Annotated in this window: 19 protein-coding genes; 9 read left to right on the forward strand and 10 right to left on the reverse strand. The window is 42.9% G+C overall.

The window, feature by feature from the left end:
- Window positions 1-24 precede the first annotated feature (24 nt).
- The 4 genes from HEQ19_00870 to HEQ19_00885 all read left to right on the forward strand — a co-directional run bounded on the left by HEQ19_00870 (window position 25) and on the right by HEQ19_00885 (window position 3,505).
- A complete protein-coding gene (locus HEQ19_00870; protein WYL98288.1) occupies window positions 25-702 on the forward strand; it encodes a PspA/IM30 family protein in 678 nt (225 codons plus the stop codon).
- A 99-nt stretch (window positions 703-801) separates the two neighbouring features.
- Window positions 802-975 carry a hypothetical protein gene (locus HEQ19_00875; protein WYL98289.1) on the forward strand — a complete coding sequence of 58 codons (174 nt, stop codon included), beginning with the start codon at window positions 802-804 and terminating at the stop codon, window positions 973-975.
- A gap of 123 nt (window positions 976-1,098) precedes the next feature.
- Complete coding sequence (locus HEQ19_00880) at window positions 1,099-2,382, forward strand: transposase (GenBank protein ID WYL98290.1); 1,284 nt, start codon at window positions 1,099-1,101, stop codon at window positions 2,380-2,382.
- 349 nt (window positions 2,383-2,731) lie between these two features.
- Window positions 2,732-3,505 carry a PspA/IM30 family protein gene (locus HEQ19_00885; GenBank protein ID WYL98291.1) on the forward strand — a complete coding sequence of 258 codons (774 nt, stop codon included), beginning with the start codon at window positions 2,732-2,734 and terminating at the stop codon, window positions 3,503-3,505.
- Window positions 3,506-3,621: 116 nt separating this feature from the next.
- Here the strand turns inward: HEQ19_00885 and HEQ19_00890 are convergent, their stop codons facing one another.
- Window positions 3,622-3,924, reverse strand: coding sequence for a hypothetical protein (locus tag HEQ19_00890; protein WYL98292.1), 303 nt, complete (start codon window positions 3,922-3,924; stop codon window positions 3,622-3,624).
- A 31-nt stretch (window positions 3,925-3,955) separates the two neighbouring features.
- On the opposite strand from HEQ19_00890, the gene HEQ19_00895 reads away from it, so the two are divergent.
- Both HEQ19_00895 and HEQ19_00900 read left to right on the forward strand, forming a co-directional pair.
- Window positions 3,956-4,291: a thioredoxin family protein gene (locus tag HEQ19_00895; protein WYL98293.1), complete on the forward strand. Its 336-nt coding sequence runs from the start codon at window positions 3,956-3,958 to the stop codon at window positions 4,289-4,291.
- A gap of 472 nt (window positions 4,292-4,763) precedes the next feature.
- Window positions 4,764-5,975: an LL-diaminopimelate aminotransferase gene (locus HEQ19_00900; GenBank protein ID WYL98294.1), complete on the forward strand. Its 1,212-nt coding sequence runs from the start codon at window positions 4,764-4,766 to the stop codon at window positions 5,973-5,975.
- Window positions 5,976-5,979: 4 nt separating this feature from the next.
- Here the strand turns inward: HEQ19_00900 and HEQ19_00905 are convergent, their stop codons facing one another.
- The 6 genes from HEQ19_00905 to HEQ19_00930 all read right to left on the reverse strand — a co-directional run bounded on the left by HEQ19_00905 (window position 5,980) and on the right by HEQ19_00930 (window position 12,518).
- Entirely contained in the window at window positions 5,980-6,885 is a 906-nt protein-coding gene (locus HEQ19_00905; GenBank protein WYL98295.1) for an MBL fold metallo-hydrolase, read from the reverse strand.
- An 11-nt stretch (window positions 6,886-6,896) separates the two neighbouring features.
- Window positions 6,897-7,280, reverse strand: a complete 384-nt coding sequence (gene panD / locus HEQ19_00910; protein WYL98296.1) for an aspartate 1-decarboxylase — start codon at window positions 7,278-7,280, stop codon at window positions 6,897-6,899.
- Between the two features lie 148 nt (window positions 7,281-7,428).
- Window positions 7,429-7,944: an inorganic diphosphatase gene (locus HEQ19_00915; protein WYL98297.1), complete on the reverse strand. Its 516-nt coding sequence runs from the start codon at window positions 7,942-7,944 to the stop codon at window positions 7,429-7,431.
- Between the two features lie 776 nt (window positions 7,945-8,720).
- Window positions 8,721-8,909: a hypothetical protein gene (locus tag HEQ19_00920; GenBank protein ID WYL98298.1), complete on the reverse strand. Its 189-nt coding sequence runs from the start codon at window positions 8,907-8,909 to the stop codon at window positions 8,721-8,723.
- Window positions 8,910-9,939: 1,030 nt separating this feature from the next.
- Entirely contained in the window at window positions 9,940-10,911 is a 972-nt protein-coding gene (locus tag HEQ19_00925; GenBank protein WYL98299.1) for a DUF362 domain-containing protein, read from the reverse strand.
- Between the two features lie 185 nt (window positions 10,912-11,096).
- A complete protein-coding gene (locus HEQ19_00930; GenBank protein WYL98300.1) occupies window positions 11,097-12,518 on the reverse strand; it encodes an aspartate ammonia-lyase in 1,422 nt (473 codons plus the stop codon).
- A gap of 99 nt (window positions 12,519-12,617) precedes the next feature.
- On the opposite strand from HEQ19_00930, the gene HEQ19_00935 reads away from it, so the two are divergent.
- The gene (locus HEQ19_00935) at window positions 12,618-12,938 is read left to right on the forward strand and encodes a hypothetical protein (GenBank protein ID WYL98301.1); all 321 of its coding nucleotides are present in this window, start codon (window positions 12,618-12,620) and stop codon (window positions 12,936-12,938) included.
- A gap of 82 nt (window positions 12,939-13,020) precedes the next feature.
- On the opposite strand, the gene HEQ19_00945 is transcribed toward HEQ19_00935, so the two are convergent.
- Complete coding sequence (locus HEQ19_00945) at window positions 13,021-13,692, reverse strand: Uma2 family endonuclease (GenBank protein ID WYL98302.1); 672 nt, start codon at window positions 13,690-13,692, stop codon at window positions 13,021-13,023.
- A gap of 104 nt (window positions 13,693-13,796) precedes the next feature.
- Between HEQ19_00945 and pgsA the strand changes: the two genes are divergently transcribed.
- Window positions 13,797-14,312, forward strand: coding sequence for a CDP-diacylglycerol--glycerol-3-phosphate 3-phosphatidyltransferase (gene pgsA / locus HEQ19_00950; protein WYL98303.1), 516 nt, complete (start codon window positions 13,797-13,799; stop codon window positions 14,310-14,312).
- 649 nt (window positions 14,313-14,961) lie between these two features.
- On the opposite strand, the gene galE is transcribed toward pgsA, so the two are convergent.
- Window positions 14,962-16,047, reverse strand: coding sequence for a UDP-glucose 4-epimerase GalE (galE, locus tag HEQ19_00955; protein ID WYL98304.1), 1,086 nt, complete (start codon window positions 16,045-16,047; stop codon window positions 14,962-14,964).
- Window positions 16,044-17,459: a sugar transferase gene (locus HEQ19_00960; protein ID WYL98305.1), complete on the reverse strand. Its 1,416-nt coding sequence runs from the start codon at window positions 17,457-17,459 to the stop codon at window positions 16,044-16,046. Before HEQ19_00960 ends, galE begins: the two co-directional genes overlap by 4 nt.
- A gap of 1,386 nt (window positions 17,460-18,845) precedes the next feature.
- Here HEQ19_00960 and HEQ19_00965 point away from each other — a divergent pair.
- Complete coding sequence (locus HEQ19_00965; protein ID WYL98306.1) at window positions 18,846-21,044, forward strand: polysaccharide biosynthesis tyrosine autokinase; 2,199 nt, start codon at window positions 18,846-18,848, stop codon at window positions 21,042-21,044.
- Window positions 21,045-21,128: the final 84 nt, after the last annotated feature.

Below are 21,128 nucleotides of genomic sequence, written 5' to 3' on the forward strand. Positions count from 1 at the left end.
GGTGAATGGAGTAGCAGAGCCGACATGGAAGTTATGAAGCGTATTGTGCGGGTGATTCGCGCTAATGTCAATAGTTTAATCGCCAGTACGGAAGATCCAGAAAAGATTCTGGAAAAGACCGTCTTGGAAATGCAAGAAAATCTGTTGCAATTGCGGCGAGGAGTAGCACAAGCGATCGCTATCCAAAAACGCACCCAACGGCAGGCGACCCTTGGACAGTCTACCGCAGAAGAATGGTATCGTCGCGCCCAACTGGCATTGCAACAAGGGAATGAAACTCTAGCACGGGAAGCTCTGACTAAACGCCGAGTTTACCAAGAAACTGCCACCGCCCTCTTTCACCAGATCGACGAGCAACAGGAATTGGTGACTAAACTAAAAAAGGATATGCGAACCCTAGAGTTAAAAATAGCCGAGGCGAAAACCAAAAAGGATATGTATATAGCCCGTGCGCGTTCAGCCGAGGCGTCTTTTAGACTCCAGGAACTGCTGAGTGAAGTTTCTCCCACCAGCAGCTTAAATGCCTTTGAGCGCATGGAAGCAAAAGTCTTGCAAATCGAAGCTAAATCAGAAGCTATGGCTCAACTTAGTGGCGACAACTTGCAACAACGCATTACTTCCCTAGAATCTACTCATGATATTGATGCCGAACTAGCAGCAATGAAAAATACCCATAGCCAACAGCAGTTACCCAAAAGTTAAGATGATTGAAGATTGGTCAATTACGGAGGTTGAAGTATGATAAAACTTTAAACAAAATATAGTCTAGCATAGTCAGATATAGTCTAAAAGACAGTCCTAATGAAATTATCTGATTATGCTAAAACCTTGGGGATTTCGTACCTTACCGCTTGGCGACATGACAAAGCAGGTAAAATACCATATCCAACAGAGCAACTTCCCACGGGTACGGTAATTGTTGATGACGACCCGAAAAAGATATCAGGGCAAAGCGCAAAACCGAAAAAATTGTAGAAGCCTTAAATTCTCCAACAGATTGATTAAGTTTTCTAGTCAAGCATATCTTACTGTATCTTGAATGATATACTAATTTCATTGCCAAAGTTGATCAATACTTTGACTACGCTCAGTATAAATATGCGTCAAGTAGAAAAGCACATAATCAAAGAAGGACATGACTGGTTTGATTATTGTAGTGACATTACCACTATTTCTCGGCAGCTTTACAACACTGCTCAATTCACTCAGCGTCAAGGTTTTTTCTACGGATGGGGAACTCAATCACAAGCTAGCTTAGATAGTTTATTCAAACAAAATGAGAACTACAAAGCAATAAGCGCAAAAGTAGCGCAACTCGTTTTGAAGCAGAATGCAGATGCGTGGATTGCTTACTACAAAGCATTAGTGGCTTACAAAGTTGAACCAACTAAGTTCACTGGTAGACCAAAACCACCTAATTATGTTGATGATAAAAACTTAGTGAAATTCAATAATCAAGCAATTGGTAAAAGAGAATTTAATAAAGGTTTCATTATCCCATCAATGTCGCCAATCAGGATTCCAGTAAAGCCTGGACTAAAGTTTGAGGACTTGTGTGAGGTACGAATTATCCCAAAAACTGGATGCTTCGTTATCGAAATAGTCTATGAAATTACCGAGTTGTCAGAGTTTTTTTGTAGTTTGAATCCTGAACTGAATGCGGCGATAGATATTGGTTTAGATAATCTAGCGACGATTGTTTTCAATGATCTAGCAATACAACCAATTATTGTAAATGGTAAACCATTGAAATCAGCCAACCAGTTTTATAACAAGCAGGTTGCCAAGTTTCGAGGTTTTCTGCCTCATGGTAAAGCTAAATCAAGGCGAATCGCAAATATCGTCCGCAACCGTAATCAATTTATAGATTCATATTTGCATCAATCCACAAAAATGATTGTGGATCAACTTCTATCTCTTGGTGTAACTCACGTCTCAATCGGGAAAAACGAACAATGGAAAACACGTCTTAATTTAGGTAAACGTACAAACCAAAGCTTTATTCAAATACCACATGCTAAATTTATCGAGATACTGACTTACAAATTAGTTAGAGTCGGTATTACCGTTAAGGTAGCAGAAGAATCTTACACAAGTAAGGCTTCAGCGATTGATTGGGACATCATCCCAACTTATCAACCTAACAACAAGATCAAGCATGTATTCTCAGGAAAACGTGTCAAACGTGCGTGGTATATCAGTAAAAATGGTTTGAAGATTCATGCTGACGTGAACGCAGGGTACAACATCGGCAGAAAAAGTAATCCTGAAGGATTTGACTGTCTCCAGTCTATTCTAAGGGATAGGGGGTGTCTGGTAGTACATCCAAGGCGGATAACTCCACTATTTAAGCGTGTCCATGCTGAAAGTAGAGTTGCTTAAAGCTAAATTGCATAAGTCTGACTATGTTTGACTATGTGATTTGGAACTATATCTTAACAATTAAGGGGTCTTGCGAGGTACTGTTCCAACCGGAAAGATTACATTGAAATAGGTAGCTATAAAATATTGACATACTCCCTGATCTGAAAGTTCAGGGATTCTGGATTCAAACAGCAATAGCAGGCATAGCCCGTCTTACATCACTGAGCAACGACAGACAATGCCCTCCCTGTTGCCACTATTTTACCAAAAAGCCGTCCTAGAAGAACGGCGGCTCTAGACGCAAACTTTCGGTAAAAAAGCAAACTGTCCAACACAGCGCATAAACTACAAAAGGAAAAACAAAGTTATGGGATTATTCGATCGCATTAAGCGAGTAGTCAGTGCTAACCTCAACGATCTAGTAAATAAAGCGGAAGACCCTGAAAAGATGCTAGAGCAAGCTATCCTGGAAATGCAGGAAGACTTGGTACAGCTGCGTCAGGGCGTTGCTCAAGCGATCGCTGCCCAAAAACGCACGGAAAAACAGTATAACGATGCCCAAAATGAAATCAATAAGTGGCAACGCAATGCCCAGTTAGCACTGCAAAAAGGCGATGAAAACTTAGCCAGACAAGCTTTAGAGCGGAAAAAGACTTATACTGAAACAGGCAATGCTCTAAAAGCTAGCCTGGATCAACAAAACGTTCAGGTAGAAACCCTCAAGCGCAACTTAATCCAGCTTGAAAGCAAGATTTCTGAGGCGAAGACCAAAAAAGAAATGCTCAAAGCGCGGATTACTACCGCCAAAGCTCAAGAGCAACTCCAAAGCATGGTCAGTGGGATGAATACCAGTAGTGCAATGGCGGCTTTTGAGCGGATGGAAGAAAAAGTCCTCATGCAAGAAGCCCGCGCCCAGTCAGCAGGAGAGTTGGCAAGTGCTGATTTAGAAAGTCAATTTGCACAGTTGGAAGGTAGTAGCGATGTTGATGATGAATTGGCAGCTTTGAAAGCCTCACTAGCACCCGCTACTCCACCCAATCAACTCCAACTACCACCCCAACAATCAACCGCACCTCCCAAACCTACTGAACCAGTTGATTCAGAATTGGAAGCTCTGCGTAAGCAATTGGATCAATTATAAAATTTGCCTACAAATTATTTCAGCTAGTCCCACGCCTTTTGGTTGTGGGATTTTGTATTATTTATTGTCATTGGTCATTTGTCATTTGTCATTTGTCATTGGTCATTTGTCATTGGTCATTTGTCATTGGTCATTGCTCCCCCAATCGCCAATCCCCAATTCCCAATCCCCAATCCCTGGTAACAGAGCGGAGCCGTACCACTACGTGGAAGCAAGCTACGCGTAGCGTCTGCACCAGAAGTGCAATCCCCAATCCCCAATCGCCAATCCCCAATTCCCAATCCCCAATCCCTGGTAACAGAGCGGAGCCGTACCACTACGTGGAAGCAAGCTACGCGTAGCGTCTGCACCAGAAGTACAATCCCCAATTCCCAATCCCCAGTGACACTCAGTTTGGGATAGAGTATTCTGTGTGCCAACTTTGATCGATGCCAACGGATGGAGACTGCAATGAGTAAGGGTGTAATCACCATAACTGATGCGGAGTTTGAAACCGAAGTTTTAAACGCCGATCTGCCAGTATTGCTTTACTTTTGGGCTTCCTGGTGTGGGCCTTGTCAATTGATGTCGCCAGTAATTAACTTAGCTGCCACCACATACAGAGATCGCCTCAAAGTCGTTAAAATCGAAATTGACCCTAACCCAGTGACTGTTAAGCAGTACCAGGTGGAAGGTGTCCCCGCGTTCAGACTAATTCAAGGCGAGAAACTTTTACTATCAATTGAGGGAGTGATCAATAAAGAGAAATTAGTCAGCATTCTAGATATGCACTTAAATAGTAATTAGTCAATAGTCTATAGTCGATAAAAACTGACTCTTGACTCCTGACTCCTGACTCTTGACTTTTGACCAAAAAGCGAGACGCAAGCCCCTGGCTTTAGACATGGGGATAAGTCGGTAGGAACTTTTAAGTTCCGTGAAACGATTGTGTGGCTTGGTCCACAGTGGTATAATTGAAGAGCTTGTGAGTAAGAACAACCATCTGCGCGTTGATTCATCCTAGTACGGAGCAATCCCGGCAACGGACATATCCAACTTGATTTGGAATAGTTAAAGGGCAAATAATGGCAGGATGTTGAGCGTACCTAACTGGCGTTGTGATGGACTCAGAAAACGAAAAAAGAAAAGTAAGCGCAATTGCAGCACTTCCGTGGTGGTTGTTATGAGCGTCTAGGGTGTCTTTGATAGCACCATTAAAAGTTCGTTTGTGGACTCTTCAAGAATCCCCCGGCTTATAGCCGTGGGGAGTATCGACAATATGCAATTTGCAAAACGTTTAGAACCCCTGCAATCGAATGTATTTGCTGTAATGGATAATGCCAAAGCCACTGCTTTGGCTGCTGGTAGACAGATAATTGATCTGTCTTTGGGGTCTTCTGATTTACCAACCGAGGTACATGTGATTGAGGCGATCGCACAGTCTCTCCAAGATCGCAGTACCCACGGTTACTTGCTGTTTCACGCAACTCTTGGGTTTCGTCAAGCCGCAGCCAATTGGTACGAACAAAAATTTGGGATCAAGGTCGATCCGGAAACTGAGGTTTTACCCCTGATTGGTTCCCAGGAAGGTACAGCCCATTTGCCCCTAGCATTACTCAATCCAGGGGATTTTGCCCTGTTACTCGATCCGGGCTACCCCTCCCATTCTGGGGGAGTCTACTTAGCTAGTGGTCAAATTTATCCGATGCCATTACGTCCAGAAAATGATTTTTTGCCTGTATTGGCTGATATTCCTGCCCCTATTTTGGCACAATCGCGGATGATGGTTTTAAGCTATCCGCACAATCCCACCGCTGCGATCGCTCCTTTATCTTTCTTCAAAGAAGCTGTGGCTTTTTGTCAGCAACACAATATCGTCCTAGTTCACGATTTCCCCTATGTAGATTTGGTATTTCCCGAGGCTGGGGACTGTCTAAGGGGAGATTTTTCCCCCATTCCCCCATCCCCATCCCTAGTCCCCTCGATTCTGCAAGCTGACCCAGATAAAAGCGTCTCGATTGAATTTTTTACCCTTTCCAAATCCTATAATATGGGCGGCTTCCGCATTGGCTATGCTATTGGCAATGCCCAGTTAATTAAAGCCCTACGTCAGGTAAAAACCGCCGTTGATTTTAATCAGTATCGGGGAATTTTGAATGGGGCGATCGCCGCTTTAACTGGTCCTGAGTCCGGCGTACAAGCTGCTGTTACTACCTTCCGCCAACGTCGCGACGCCTTCATCACCGCTTTACACCGCATTGGCTGGTACGTTCCCACTCCCAAAGCGACAATGTACATCTGGGCAAAATTGCCCTCACCTTGGAGTCATAATTCTATCGAATTTTGTACCCAGCTAGTCGAAAAAACCGGAGTGGCTGCTTCTGGTGGTGCTGGCTTTGGCAAATCTGGCGAAGGTTACGTTCGCTTTGCTTTAGTCCATGAACCTTCGGTGTTAGAAACCGCTGTGAATAGAATTGCTGAGTTTCTGTAGCTTGTTATTGGAGTGACAAAGTGATAATTAAACCTTCATGAGCGAGTAATGCTTGAGGAAAGACAGATTTAACTGCGACTTGCACTTGGTCGAGAAAATCATCGTTGTCATCGGGGTGGTGATGAGAAATGACCAACCGTTGCACACCAGCATTATTAGCCAAGTCTACAGCAGTTTGCCAGTGTAAATCTGTAAATTCATGGTTATAAGCCGTTGGGGGATTGTAGGTAGCATTGGCAATCAGCAAATCCACCCCTTGAATAATTTGTAAAATCCTCTCTCGGTCTAATTGTTCACTATTCTTGTGCAAATCCGTCACATAGGCAACATTATATCCCTGCCAGGTGACTCGATAACCAACAGACCGCTGATTTTGATCAATTAATGCCGTTGTCACCGTCACATCACCTAACTTTACCTCGCTATCGGGACTCAGATTGTAGAATTGCAAATAAGACTGCATCACCTGTAAAGGATAAGGAAAGTGCGGCTGCAGCATTTGGTCACAGAGACATTGTTTAATAGACGCGCTATTCGACGCAGCTGTACCGTAAATATGAAAACTATTTTGGGCAATAAATGCAGGCGCAAAAAAAGGAAACCCTTGGATACGATTTGATTGGGAATTGGTAAAAAATAAATGGGCTTCTATAGGTTTTTGCCGTTGTTGCCAATTTTTCCCCAAGACACGTAAGCCAGTCCCGCCATCAAAAATCAAGTGTTTACCCGCTACAGACATCTCTACACAACCAGTGTTACCACCATAGCGGTTGGTATTGCAGCCTGGGGTGGGAATCAAACCCCTAACACCCCAGAATTTCACGAGAAACTCCTGGGCTGGATTACTCGGCTGAGTAGTTTGCTTTTCACGTAAGTAAATCTCGGAATCCGACAGCGCAAAATTTGACATTTTTCTTGAAATTAGACCTTACCGAGCAGGTCATCGTAGTGCCGCACTTCCAATAGTCGGTTTTTTTCGTCTACAATCACGACCGTAGGCGAGTAATTTTTTAACTCTTCCGATGTGAACTGCCCGTAAGTCATTATAATCAAGCGATCGCCAATAATGCCTAGACGTGCTGCGGCTCCATTTAGCTCAATTACTCCTGAGTTGGCTGTGGCGGGGATTGCATAAGTAATGAAGCGTTGTCCATTGGCATTATTCACTACTTGCACCTGTTCATACGGTAAGATACCAGATGCTTCCAATAAGATTTGATCGATGCTAATACTTCCCACGTAGTTGATATTTGCTCCCGTGAGGGTACAGTTGTGAATTTTTGCTAAAAGGAGAGTACGCTGCATTTCGTTGGGGGAAGTTAGGAGTTAGCAGTTAGAAGTCGAGAGTTAGGAGTTGGGAGTTAGGAGTCGAGAGTTAGGATTTGGGAGTTAAAAATAACTCCTCACTTATAACTCATAACTCCTCACTCCTGACTCCTGACAACTCTCCCGATTAACCTTTACCGTAGGCGAGGATGGACTTTTCTACTAGGGCTTTTACTTTATCAGCATCTTGCCAACCGAGTATTTCAGTTACCTTTTTTTCCAAATTTTTATAACTACGGAAAAATTCGGCAATTTCATCCAAGCGGTGTGCTGGTATATCTTTGAGGGATTTTACTTGGGCGTAGCGTGGATCTTTGTCAGGGACAGCCAGAATTTTTTCGTCGCGATCGCCACCGTCAATCATCTCTAAAAAGCCAATTGGTCTGGCGGCGATAACACAACCAGGAAAGGTCGGCTCGTCTATTAGCACCATACCATCTAGGGGATCGCCATCATCAGCTAGGGTATTGGGTACAAAGCCGTAATCGTATGGATATTGTACCGAAGAATAAAGTACTCGGTCTAGGGCAAAGGCTTCCAATTCCTTGTCATATTCATATTTGTTTTTACTTCCACCCGGAATTTCAATCAGAACGCTGATGAGACCGGGTTTAGGTTGGGGTGGTATAAGCGATAAGTTCACAAACAATTCCTCGGTTAATGGTGAATGATGGGCGCTGTCAATTTGGCTCCCCGTGTAGAATTTTAGGGCCAAGATGCACTTCTTCCCAAGCTATTCATTTCACCGCTGTTAAATATATAGGAATCATATTTGATTTTTGAAAAAATATAAGTATCTGTAGGCTGGGTAATGCCTACTACATAGGGGTTTTGTCAGATATAGCCCAAGTTACGTAATAAGTTTTGATGGATTGTTCGTAGTTGCGCTTTACCCTGATTTCTCACCACAATTCTCAAAGCCTGATAAAATCTAGATTGCGGTTTTTCACACAAATCAAAACATCATCTGTCAAAAATGCCTGAAACATTTCCTGGGCAAGGATTATGATGAGTGCAAGCGTGGGACTTGTGAGAAATGCGGGTTTAGCGCCGAGACAATTAAGAGCGCTAAAGCGCAACTACAAACAAAGTTCCAACGTTCCTAAATAGCTTCTAAATCCTACACGGATTGCTATAGGTTTGCGATTGCTACCTACCCTGCGGGAACGCTAAGAGCGAACGTCACATTTAAATCTGGAAATCCTCAAGAAAATAGGTATGTCGAGGTATTTAACGCCCACACAGATGGGCATTTTGTGCTTTAAGCTTATTTGTCAACCGTTAATTTCCATTTACCACAGCATATTTTGTGGTTACAGTCATCACCTTGGGGGATGTTTCTTGTGCAGATGTTGTCAGCCATCTTTCACCCCTTATTTTGGCATCTGCTGCTAGCGTTATATTACTGGCGGGTTTTGACTAATTTTCACTTCTTGGTAGTTTATAGGTCAGGGGTTGTTGGTTATTCGTTACATTACTTGAAGAATAGTTGGCAATGACAAACACGGGTAAAGTCAGAGTTAACAGAGCGATCGCAGTTCCCACGATGTCTGCCAAACGATGGGAATATGTATCGGCAGAGTTGGCAGACTGGCTATTTGAATTCATACAAAAATTGCAGTTCGTCACGTCACTTGTGGGTCTACTCTCTTGACGAGAGTATTGTTTATATTCTAGCTATTTTTTGAGTGTAAACTGTGTAGCACTTCAGGATCTCATCCAGTTTTTCAAGTGTCATAACAGCCTTTTTATACTCAAGGATATTGATACAAAGTAACACAAAAATATTTCATGCCTTGCTATGTGATCAATATGGTCTGATTTCTTATTGTACGGTGTAATTTTACCGTTAAGCATGATTGGACATGCCAGCATTATAAGTTACATTTTTTATCAACTGCCTGCATTAGTTTGAAATTTTTTTGGGATATTTTTTCTAATCATAACATCCGACAAGGCTTTTGGTAAGGTCATTTTATGATATTTAATAGTTATTTATACAGGAAAAAAACCGAGATTACACTTAAATACAGCTACGGTTGTTATTTATTTAGCCGTAGTTACACCAAAGCTGTTTGATACTTGACAACAATGGGGAAGATTGATTTTTTTTACAAGCTATCTACACCGAACAAATACAGAAGCATAACTTAAATTAGAACTATTTATTCAGTGATAGCACTAAAAAAAATCTGGCTAAATTGAGATTATGCGGGCTGATTAATAGGACTTCTATTTTGTCAATCTATATATAGGTAGAGTAAAAATGCCTGATCCATAGGCTATTGTTAATGGTTTACCCATATCCCATTCAAAATCTGTATAGGGGTGAAACAGCGTTTAACAGAACTGGAAACTGCTATCTACGAAATCTTATAACAACTTAACTAATTAAAAAAACCGCCACTAGGGCGGTTTAGTTAAGCAATCGGAGGGTAGTTTCAGCTTACTTGGCTAATTTTTTAATTGTTGTAGCCAATTTGGCAGTTGAGGGTTGACTGTTAACTACCTCAAATGATTGTTTTGATATTTTCGACTTCCCTGATCAGTTTTTATGGTTTAATTTTCAACCTGGTGATCTATCGCAATGGGTATCTGTTAACAGTTAACTGTCAACGGTAAACCGTTCACTGATTTATTAACGTTTACCATAAGCCGTCATTGGTTCTTTGATAAACCGAATGTAAAGATGTCTAAATGTCGATTTAATCACACGGGGCATAGCAAAATCGATGGGGATTAATTTATCTGGTAGTCGCCAATCTTCTATTTTGAGTAAATCAGGTGCTAAAATAGGAAATTGGATGGCAGATAATTCAGGACAAACTCCTAATCTTTGAGAAGCTGCAAGTGTGGGTACTTGATCGGGTGAGACATTGAGGATTTCCACCATTGCCCGATCTAAGGCAAATACATCGGATGCTGCTGCTAAAATTCCTAATTTACGAGGTTCTCCACCACTAGGGCCATTCCCTTCATGACCAATGATCCCATCTAAAATCGTTAAGTTGGGGTTAATTGCCCTAGCTGTTTCTACCAACATTTCACCAAAACGGTTCGCATCTTTCCCCGCTTCTAGGTGCCACCAAGCTTTCATTTTACCGGGGACGCAACCAAAAAGGTTTTTTACTCCCAGGGTTAATGTCAGCTGCATATGGGATTTTACTTTAGGTAAATTAATTACCACATCGGCTTCCATCGCTTCTTTCGACAGACGCAGGTGGTTAAAATTTTCGCTGATAGTTTCGTAACGCTTCCCATGAAAATCGATAATTGGTAGATTGAGTGCTTCTAAAACAGGTTGATAGCCACTGGCGATCGCGACTCCCTTAGCACTACCAAAAGCTGGACTATCGCCCAAAAATGGCTGACCGCCAACTTCAAGAACCATCTGGGCTACTTCGTAAACTAGTTCGGGGCGGGTGGTACACTCTTTACCAGGACGAGACCCTGTGAGCAGATTCGGTTTGAGCAAAACCCTATCGCCTTTCTTGACAAAAGCTGCTATCCCGCCAAAAGGTTCTAGCAAGGTGACTAAAGATTCCCGTAAAGCCTCGCGCTCGTAAGAAGTAGCCCGGATTAAACTGACAGATGGTGTTTGAGTCTGCATGGAAATAAATGACCAATATTGACATACTCCCACTTATATTATGCGTGGGATTTTGGGGTCAAACAGCAATTGCAGGCATAACCTGTCTTACATTACCTAACCCAACAGTCTATGCCCAGACTGGGTAAAGATAGAAGAAAAATAATTTCTTTTATCTTCCTACTATCTTTTTAATCCATGTTGCCCTATTCTGATCTGAGGGGTGAGATACCACACATCTGTTCGAGATTTAACACTGTGGCTAATTGGGTTTGTGTCATTAATCCTCGTTCTAGGACAATTTGACGCAAAGATTTGCCTGTTTCTAAGGATTCCTTAGCTACAGCCGCAGCATTGAGATAACCGATGTGGGGATTGAGTGCGGTTACTAATGCTAAACTGCCTTCAGCGTAAGCCAAACAACGTTCCTTGTTAGCTGTAATGCCTTTGATGCAGCTTTGAGTCAGGGCGGCGATGGTATTACCCAAAATTTCCATGCTGTGAATCAAATTATAAGCAATTAGTGGCATCATCACATTTAGTTCCAATTGTCCGGCTTGGGCGGCTAGAGCGATCGCACTGTCATAACCCATGACTTGAAAGCACACCATTGATGTCATCTCTGCCATGACTGGATTATACTTTCCTGGCATAATTGAGGAGCCTGGTTGTACTGGGGGTAATTGAATTTCTTTAAAACCAGTTTTCGGACCCGAATCCAGCAGCCGCAAATCATGGGATATTTTGACTAAATCCTGTGCTAAATTGCGTAAAGCACCAGAAACATTGACAAATGGTGCCATACTCTGCATTGCTGCCATGAGGTGGGGTGCGGGTTCCAGGGGAGAGTTCAGCAACTCTGATAGAACTTCTACCACACGGACGCGATATTGTCTATGAGTATTTAATCCTGTTCCCGCTGCACTCCCACCCAAACCTAACACCATCAAATCCCCAGAGGCGGTGTAAATGCGGTTTTGGTGATCTGATAAGATTTGTGCCCAGGCGCCGAAATTATCACCCAAACGCACAGGGACAGCATCTTGTAGGTGAGTTCTGCCAGATTTAACGATATCTTGGAATTCTATGGCTTTGTGGGATAAAACGGCGATCGCCTGATCTAACGCTGGCTGTAATGTCTTTGATAGTGCCAATAATCCACCAATGCGTATTGCCGTGGGAATCACATCATTGGTAGACTGCCCATAGTTAACGTGGTCATTAGGACTCACACGCTGGTAATTGCCTTTGACATCGCCAAGAATTTCTAAGGCGCGATTGGCGAGAACTTCGTTGACATTCATGTGGTGAGAGGTTCCAGCACCAGCTTGGTAGACATCGACGACAAATTGATCCCGCAACTGTCCTGTAAGTATTTCTTCAGATGCTTGCACAATCGCCTGACTGATATCTTGGGGTATGCAACCTAATTCCCCGTTGACAATTGCTGTCGCTTTTTTAATTAATAAACAAGCATCTACGTAAGTAGCTAGTGGCTTAATTCCACTTATAGGGAAATTTTCGATAGCGCGTAGGGTTTGAATACCGTAATAAGCGCTACTGGAGATTTGGCGATCGCCCATCGAATCGCGTTCAGTACGGAATTGGAAATCTGTTGGTTGAGTCATAGAATCATTTAAAGAATCTCAAGAAACAGATCATGCCATACCGACAGACGAGAATTTTGGCAATTATCCGAATTGCTGCACGCTAAAATGAAAATCAGAATGACAGAAACTCAGCCGATTCGCACCACCCATCGAGGCAGAATTTTTCCCCAAATTCAATGGACTGAAGCAGAACTAGCCCAACGTCGAGCCGAACGCAAGGAATTTCATCAACGTTGCCAAGCGATTTTTGAACGCGTAAAGCCAGAGTACATCAAAACCCATTACAACTGGTATATGGTTGTCGAGCCTAAGAGTGGTGATTATTTTATCGAACATGACGAAGAAGCTGCGATGACAGTTGCGCGTCAACAGCACCCTGGTACTGTAAGATTATTTTTGTTCCGAATTAACTCAACGGGTGTTTCTGGAACCGTATGATTTTTTAACTCGCGTCCCACAAACAGAACAATCTTGTGAGGTGTAGTGAGGTGCAACTGCGACCGCCCAAGTGTCAAAAACTTTATCCAGCGAAATTAAAAATCTGTTGTGCGGTAAGATTAAATTGTGGGAAACTAGGGGAGACAATTACATCATTTTCTCTAAAGGTGGTTTTTACGTATTCTGCGTCAATTAGTTCGTATACAAAGATAGTTGGTTGTTTGGGATAGCCAATAAATTCACGCGCTCCCAAAGCTGCATAATCTACAATCCAGTATTCGGGAATGCCCATAGCTACCCTTCGGGAAGGGCTTCGCCCAACATAATCACGACGTTTGTCGTAGTAGTCGTCTTGCCAATTGGTACTAACAACTTCTACGATCAATTTGACCGAAGTGGCGTTTTGAATAACTGACTCATGTTCCCAGCGTGTCTCGGTGCCAATAGTTTCTTGATTTAGAACAATGATGTCCGGTTCGTACCCAGACTTGTCGCGGTAAGGTTTGACAATCGATTCTCTGGGTATTGTCCAAATGTCTATTTTACCAATTTTATCAATCGTTGTCAGCAATCTGCCACTGAGAGAACCCGTTAAATTTGAATGCTTACCCCTAGGCTTAGGCATCTCAATAATTATTCCATCATGCAATTCATAACGCAATTGTGAGTTTTCTGGATACCATTCAATAAATTCATCAAAGGTATATAATTTTGTTTCGGTTTGTGCTTGTGCTTGTATTTGGGCTTGGGTCATAGTTTACCTCAGAGCATTTTCAACTCCCCAGACTGAACAAATAACGTTTGGCTTATTTGGAATTGTAAATTATAAGTTATAAATTAAATTATGAATTTTTCAGCATGACTCTGCCTAATTGGATTACTTTCTCCCGTCTTTTGGGAATCCCATTTCTGCTTTACGGGTTATACAACCCCACACCGCAAGGGAGGTGGATATGTTTGGCAATTTTTCTCGTTGCGGCTTTAACTGATTGGTTAGATGGCTATTTAGCGCGAAAACTCGACCAAATTAGCGATTTGGGCAAATTTCTCGACCCTTTGGTAGATAAATTGCTGGTCTTGGCGCCTTTATTGGTCTTAATTGAGTTGAGACAGATACCAGCTTGGGGAGTGTTTATTATTTTAGCGCGGGAATTGGCGATCGCTGGTTGGCGGGTGAATCAAACGACGATTACAGGGGCAAATATTTGGGGTAAACTGAAAACCGTCAGTCAAATAGTGGCAATATCTCTGCTAATTGCACCTTTATCAGCAGTCTGGCAAATTCCGTCCTTAATTGCCTTTTGGATATCTGTTGTTTTTACCGTAATATCTGGCATAATTTATCTAATATCGGCAAATGAAGCAGCTAACTAGAATTACGTTTAATCCTCAAGTGAGTAAGGAGTAATGAGTAATAAGTAATGAGTAATAAGTAATAAGTATAGCGATTCTTACTCCCTTCCCGCTGGAAGATTACCGAAATAATTTTTAGCTCACGCAAAGGCGCAAAGGCGCATTCGCGCAGCGTCTGTCTTCGACACGCTACGCGAACGCAGAGAAGAAGGAAAATTATAGGTAATCTTAGACCGGGAAGGGAGTAGTTAAGTGAGGTACAAAATTGTATCACGCGGTGTAAGGGCACGGCAATGCCGTGCCCCTACGGGTGTACCTTACTAGGGCGAGAAACGCTATAATGAGTAATAAGTAATGAGTAATAAGTAATGAAAGAATTATTAAGATATTAACAACTTCAATCAACAAGTTGAAAGAAAAATAAAAAATAATCCACTCATTACTCCTTACTCCTTACTCCTTACTCCTTACTCCTTACTCATTACTCCTTACTCCTTACTCATTACTCATTACTCATTACTCATTACTCATTACTCCTTACTCCTTACTCATTACTCATTACTCATTACTCATTACTCATTACTCATTACTCATTACTCCTTACTCCTTACTCCTTACTCCTTACTCCTTACTCATTACTCCTTACTCCTTACTCATGACTCCTTAATATTTAAGACTGAGCTAGTCTGAGAGCCATTTCCATCATTTGAGATCTGACTAATTTTTCCTTATTGTTATTGATAGATAGAAGTTTCTCAATCACTCCGATTGACCTCAAATTGTCTCGCGCAATTTCCCAAGCTAGGGTGGTGTATATAATGGCATCCAAGTTGTTATACTTAGGCTGCCAACCCAATACTTGCTGGATTTTATCCGCACAAGCTGTAACACAAGCTGGGTCTCCAGGGCGACGACTGGCTGCTATCACGGGGAAATCTACGCCAGAAAGAGCCTTGACACGTTCGACAACTTGCCTTACACTATATCCTTGGCCATAACCACAGTTGAGAATTTGGCTGTTACCGCCCTGTTCTAGGTAGCTTAAAGCATCGACATGGGCTGCTGCTAAGTCTTCAACATGGATATAGTCGCGAATTCCCGTACCATCAGGTGTGGGAAAATCAGTGCCAAAAATGTGCAATTCTGGTTGACGGTGGAGTGCAGTATTACAAGCGGCTGCAATCAAGTGAGTTGCATTGCGAGAATTCTGTCCTAGTCGTCCACTAGGGTCGGCTCCCCCGACGTTGAAGTAGCGTAGAATTATGTACCGTAGGCGAGAGGCTAACCCATAGTCTTGAATGAGCCATTCGCTCATGAGTTTGGAGCGCCCGTAGGGGTTAATCGGTAGGGTGGGAGTAGACTCGGTGACGGGATTTTCTTGAGGTTGTCCGTAAACTGCGGCTGTACTAGAAAAAATGAATTGCTTAACACCCATTACACTACAGCACCGGAGCAAATTCAGAGTATTGCGGGTGTTGTTGGCGTAATAATCGAGGGGATTGGCAACGGATTCTGGTACAATTAAACTGGCAGCAAAGTGCAGAACTGCACTAAATTGATGCTTGGCAAAGACTTGGTAAAGACGGTCTATATCTGCTAGATCGCCGATAATTAGCTCACCAGACAGTACGGCTTGGGGTACACCGGTAGAGCAGTTGTCATATATGACGACATCATAACCGGCTTCGCCGAGTTGGCGGACGACGTGGGAACCAATATAGCCAGCACCCCCAGTCACCAAAACTTTTTGATTCATCGACCTTTACCCAACAAAACAACTCTGACAGTTTTAAAGGCGATCGCAATGTCTAACCAGAAGGAATAATTTTTGATGTAGTAGAGGTCATAAGATAGCTTTTCGTAAGCATCTTCAACCGAAGCACCGTAGGGATATAAAACCTGTGCCCAACCAGTAATTCCTGGCTTAACTAAATAACGCAGTTCGTAGTATGGAATCGCCTCTTTGAGTTGAATATCAAACTCCGGGCGCTCTGGACGTGGACCGATCAAGCTCATTTCCCCGCGCAACACATTCCAAATCTGTGGTAGTTCATCAATTCGCAGGAGTCGTAGCCAGTATCCGACTCTGGTAATGCGGGGATCACGTTGACTAGCCCATTGTGCGCCCCGCTTTTCAGCGTCTTGATACATGGAGCGGAATTTATAAACCCGAAATGGCTTACTGTATAGTCCTGTGCGTACTTGACTATAGAAAATTGGCCCTGGACTATCTAATTTAATTAGTGCTGCCACCAATAGCATCAGTGGAAACAAAACTACAAATAACAGCCCCGTCAACATCAGGTCTAAAAACCGCTTCAGTTTGAGACTAATACCATCAGAAACTAAGTTAAAGCCATCGCTAAAAGCCAACCATTTATCCTCAAGTAAGGATGAAGGCAGTTTATACCATAAAGTTTCGCAAATATCGGGTAGTCTGTAAACTGGGATGCCTTGGAGTCGCAGCTGCATCAAATTCTGCACTTGTGCATCAGAGAAATCAGGGGTTGCTACTACTACACCTGACCAGGACTGCTGAATCAAAGTAGGTAAGTCGCTCACGTATCCTCCACAGCTGAGATGGGATTCTGTTTGAGTCAATTCCGTGATATTTTCACCAGCTTCCTTCAAGACCACCAATCGTCCCAAGGGGTTCCGTACCAAGAACATTTGGGCAAATTTCATGGCACACTCGTTAGCACCCAGCATCAGCCAACGACTTTGTTGAGCGTGCGATCGCATCCACTCAACTGCCCATAACCTTAATATCACTGCCCAGATTGTAAATATTCCCAGGCTGATTAGCAATATACCCCGGCCCAGTAGGGGGTGTTGTCCCCAGGTTCCCGATAGGTAAATTAGGGAGGAAGTGATGCCACCAACTATTAAACTGCTAATCAAGATCCGTGCCGGCGCACGCAAACCAGCAATTTGCTTGTCTGGATGGTAAGTATCTGCTAGATAAAGCCCTGACAGAACCAGGAGTATAAATCCGCACACAACTCCATCGAAGCCCTCAAGTGGTTGACCGAGACGCCACCAAAAGGCTGCTCCCAAACAGGAAACTAAGCCAAAAACATCTCCTATTAAAAGCAAGACGGGTAGAAAACGTGGTATTTTTACTAACTGAATACCTTCCCTGTAACTCGATAATGGTATATGGTACATAAGTGTTCTATAATACAAGTCATTGAAAATCAATACTCCCAACTATTACTCTGTCAAGATAAAAATGATGGACTGTAGTGCGGGCATCTTGCCCGCGTGAGCGAGACGCTCTGTCAAGATAAAAATGATGGACTGTAGTGCGGGCATCTTGCCCGCGTGAGCGAGACGCTCACACTACCAAAAATCCCTCAAAACAAAATTGACAGACTACTAGTCAAATGTATTTTCTTTACAGATAGTTACAGTTTGAGGTATTATTCCGAGGTAATACATGGTTATGTTTGTTTCCACCTACTGCTGGTGCTTAAAGATTAATCTAAGTATATACTAATTACTAGTCATCTAGACAACAAAAAACTCAAACTACCAATTGTTAAAGTATTTTTTTTTTAAAGTAGTTTAGAATACTTGCTTTTTCCAATTAGATGACATTAGATGTTGATTTAGAAATAGTTACGGGCGTCAAAAAATACAACCTATCAAAATCATCATCTGCCTCTAGACCGGTGATTTAATAATTTGTTGGTGGTAATTGTGGGTGGATGAAACTAAGACCAAATTTTTTAATCTTTGGGAGTGAGGCTGACTGTTACCTAAGTCTTGTATTATGTGATTCTAATAGACAATCTGACGGAGGGTATATACAAAAAAAGACAAAATAAAAGATTGGGTGGTGCAACTGATCAAACAAGATATTTAATAGATTTAAGAGGTTGTTTGAAAAGTCTGTTTTGATGTGCCCTGGCGATTAGAAATCGCGGCTACACAGACAAAACCCAGCGACATGGGTTGAAAACCCTTCTCTACGTTCGCACAGGCGGACAATGCTAGTAGTCTGTCAATTTTGTTTTGAGGGATTTTTGGTAGTGTGAGCGTCTCGCTCACGCGGGCAAGATGCCCGCACTACAGTCCATCATTTTTATCTTGACACAGTACTAGTGTAGTAGCGAATTCTATTCGCCGAGAACTTTTCAAACATACTCTAAGTAAGTCGGCAGGAATTTACAAAACTATAGGAATCTGGTTTGATGTTTGAAATATGAAGAAAATTCTGATTCCTCTCCTCACTTACCGACCAATAACGACTGTCACTCGTTGAGGGAGATGGCTGGGCTAGTTTTCACCAATTTCTGTATTGTTTGATATCATATTTATGGTTTGCTTCACCCTTATTCGTGTCTGATCAGCCTATGTCCAGTAGCATTGCGATTATTGGTAAGCGACTCCATTACACAGTGCAAGAAATCGTATAGTCGGCGGCTGGGCATTCCGTGGACTTAAAACAAATCTCAAGGCGTCCTCAGCAATAGCTGGATTGGTTGAGAAGCCTACACTGTATGCTTGTATCGTGTAGGAGTATGTCACATAATTGTTATTAGATTCCCTATGTCTACTAAACCAGAAGCCCAAGACTCCTCCCTGAATTTCCAACAATACTGGCTAATATTGAAAAGGCGTTGGCTGGTGACATCAGTTGTGATTAGTTCTGTGTTTGGAGTCACAGCTTTGGTCACATTCTCACAAAAACCAGTTTACGAATCAGACGGTAAGCTGTTGTTTAACAAACAAAGTGGGGTATCATCACTGACAAGTCTCACGGCAAAGGTGGGAGAGTTAGGCGGTCTGACTAACCTCAGTAACCCAGTAGATACGGAAGCTGAGGTTATCCGTTCCTACCCGATTATCAATAAAACTATTACTAGCCTGAACCTGAAGGATAAAAAGGGGAAAACCCTGACGATGGAAGGCTTTCTCAAAATATTGAAGCTGAAAACTATCCGTGGGACGGATGTGATGCAGCTTTCTTACCGCAGTACTGATCAGGAAGAAGCAGCGGCTGTGGTAAATACGGTGATGAAATATTACCTAGATAGTAACGTTCTTACCAACCGTTCCGAGGCTAGAGCGGCGCGGGAATTCTTGAGTAAGCAGATACCTGAAGTCGAGAAAAGAGTGACGCAAGCCGAAATGGCTGTGCGGCGATTTAAGGAAAAAAATCGGGTGATAGCCCTGGAGGTAGAAGCAAAAGTTGGCGTCGAAGGGTTGAAAGATCTAGTCGAGGCGATTACCAACGCCCAAGCAGAATTAGCTGCGGCTAATACTCGCTCAGTGGCTCTGCAAAATGAAATCAAATTGAATACGCAACAAGCTGTGGAACTCAGCACCTTAAGTCAATCGCCTGGAGTCCAGCAGGTACTGACAGAATATCAAAAAGTACAAGATGAGTTAGCGGTGGCGCGGACGCGGTATACTGACGATAATCCGGCAATTGTGAATCTGGTACTGAAAGAGGCAGCACTGAAAACTCAACTAGAAGGGCGAGTAGCCCAAACCATCGGCAATTCTGAGTCTCAACCAGAACAGAATTTGCAAATCGGGGCGCTCAAGCAGGCTTTAAGTGAAAATCTCGTCAAAGCCGAAGTAGAACGTTTGGCGTTAGCAAACCAAGTAGCGGAATTACGGAAAGCTTTTATCATCAACAAAACACGTTTGGAGAGCTTACCGCGACTGGAACAACAGCAGCTACAGCTACAGCGTCAATTACAAGTGGCGCGAATTACCTATGAACAACTGCTCAAGCAATTGCAAGAAGTTGAGGTGGTAGAAAACCAAAATGTCGGTAATGCGCGGGTAATATCTGAAGGTTTAGTTCCAGAAAAGCCGGTTTCTCCGGTGATTCCCCTGAATTTAGCCCTAGGTGGATTTTTAGGAATCTTGCTGGGTGCGGGAACGGCGCTGATCTTGGAAGCGTTGGATAATTCCCTCAAGACAATTGAGGAAGTCAAACGGCTATTGGGCTATCCCTTGCTGGGTACGATTCCCTTGACTGAAAAAGTTAAGGGTGCTGATGGTGATGCACTAGTAGAATTACCTGTACTGAACAATCCTTATTCGTCTCAGTCCGCAGCCTTTGAAATGCTCCAGGCGAATCTAGGGTTCTCGATTTCTGACAAAGCGCTGAGAGTAATTGTCATCAGTAGTTCTATTCCCGGTGAAGGTAAATCCTTTGTCGCTGCTAACTTAGCAGTAGCGGTAGCCCAAATCGGACGACGAGTCCTATTGCTGGATGGAGATATGCGGCGTCCCCGTCAGCATAAAATTTGGGAACAGTCTAACCTTGTGGGGCTGAGTAATATTTTAGTGAGTCAAGCTGAGTTACAAACTACTACGAAAGAAGCTTTGATGACTCTGGATTTGGTAACATCAGGGACAATTCCACCGAATCCAGCAGCACTGTTAGATTCTCAACGGATGGCGGAGGTGATTCGAGAGGCTAGTAAGGAATATGACTTTGTGATTATTGATGCTCCACCTTTGACGGCGGTTGCTGATGCACTCATGTTCGGTAAGTTGGTGGATGGTCTATTGTTGGTTGTGCGTCCTGGGGTGGCTAATATTGCGTCGGTTAATGCGGCGAAGTCGTTGTTGGAGCAAGCCGGTCAGCGGGTGTTGGGTATGGTGGTGAATGGTGTGACTTCTGGTAGTAGTTATGGTGGTTATTATTCTAAGGGTTATTACGGGGCGAGGGGGAATGAGAAGAATGGGAAGGTGGATGTGCCAATGTCTAAAATTCGGATTTCGTGATGGTTGCTCCTATCTTTATGGTTAGTGCTTATTATGCCTGTTATCTGTCATATTTTAGATAGATTGGACGAAAAGAAACACTTC

Source organism: Gloeotrichia echinulata CP02, assembly GCA_038087035.1.
Lineage (GTDB): Bacteria > Cyanobacteriota > Cyanobacteriia > Cyanobacteriales > Nostocaceae > Gloeotrichia > Gloeotrichia echinulata.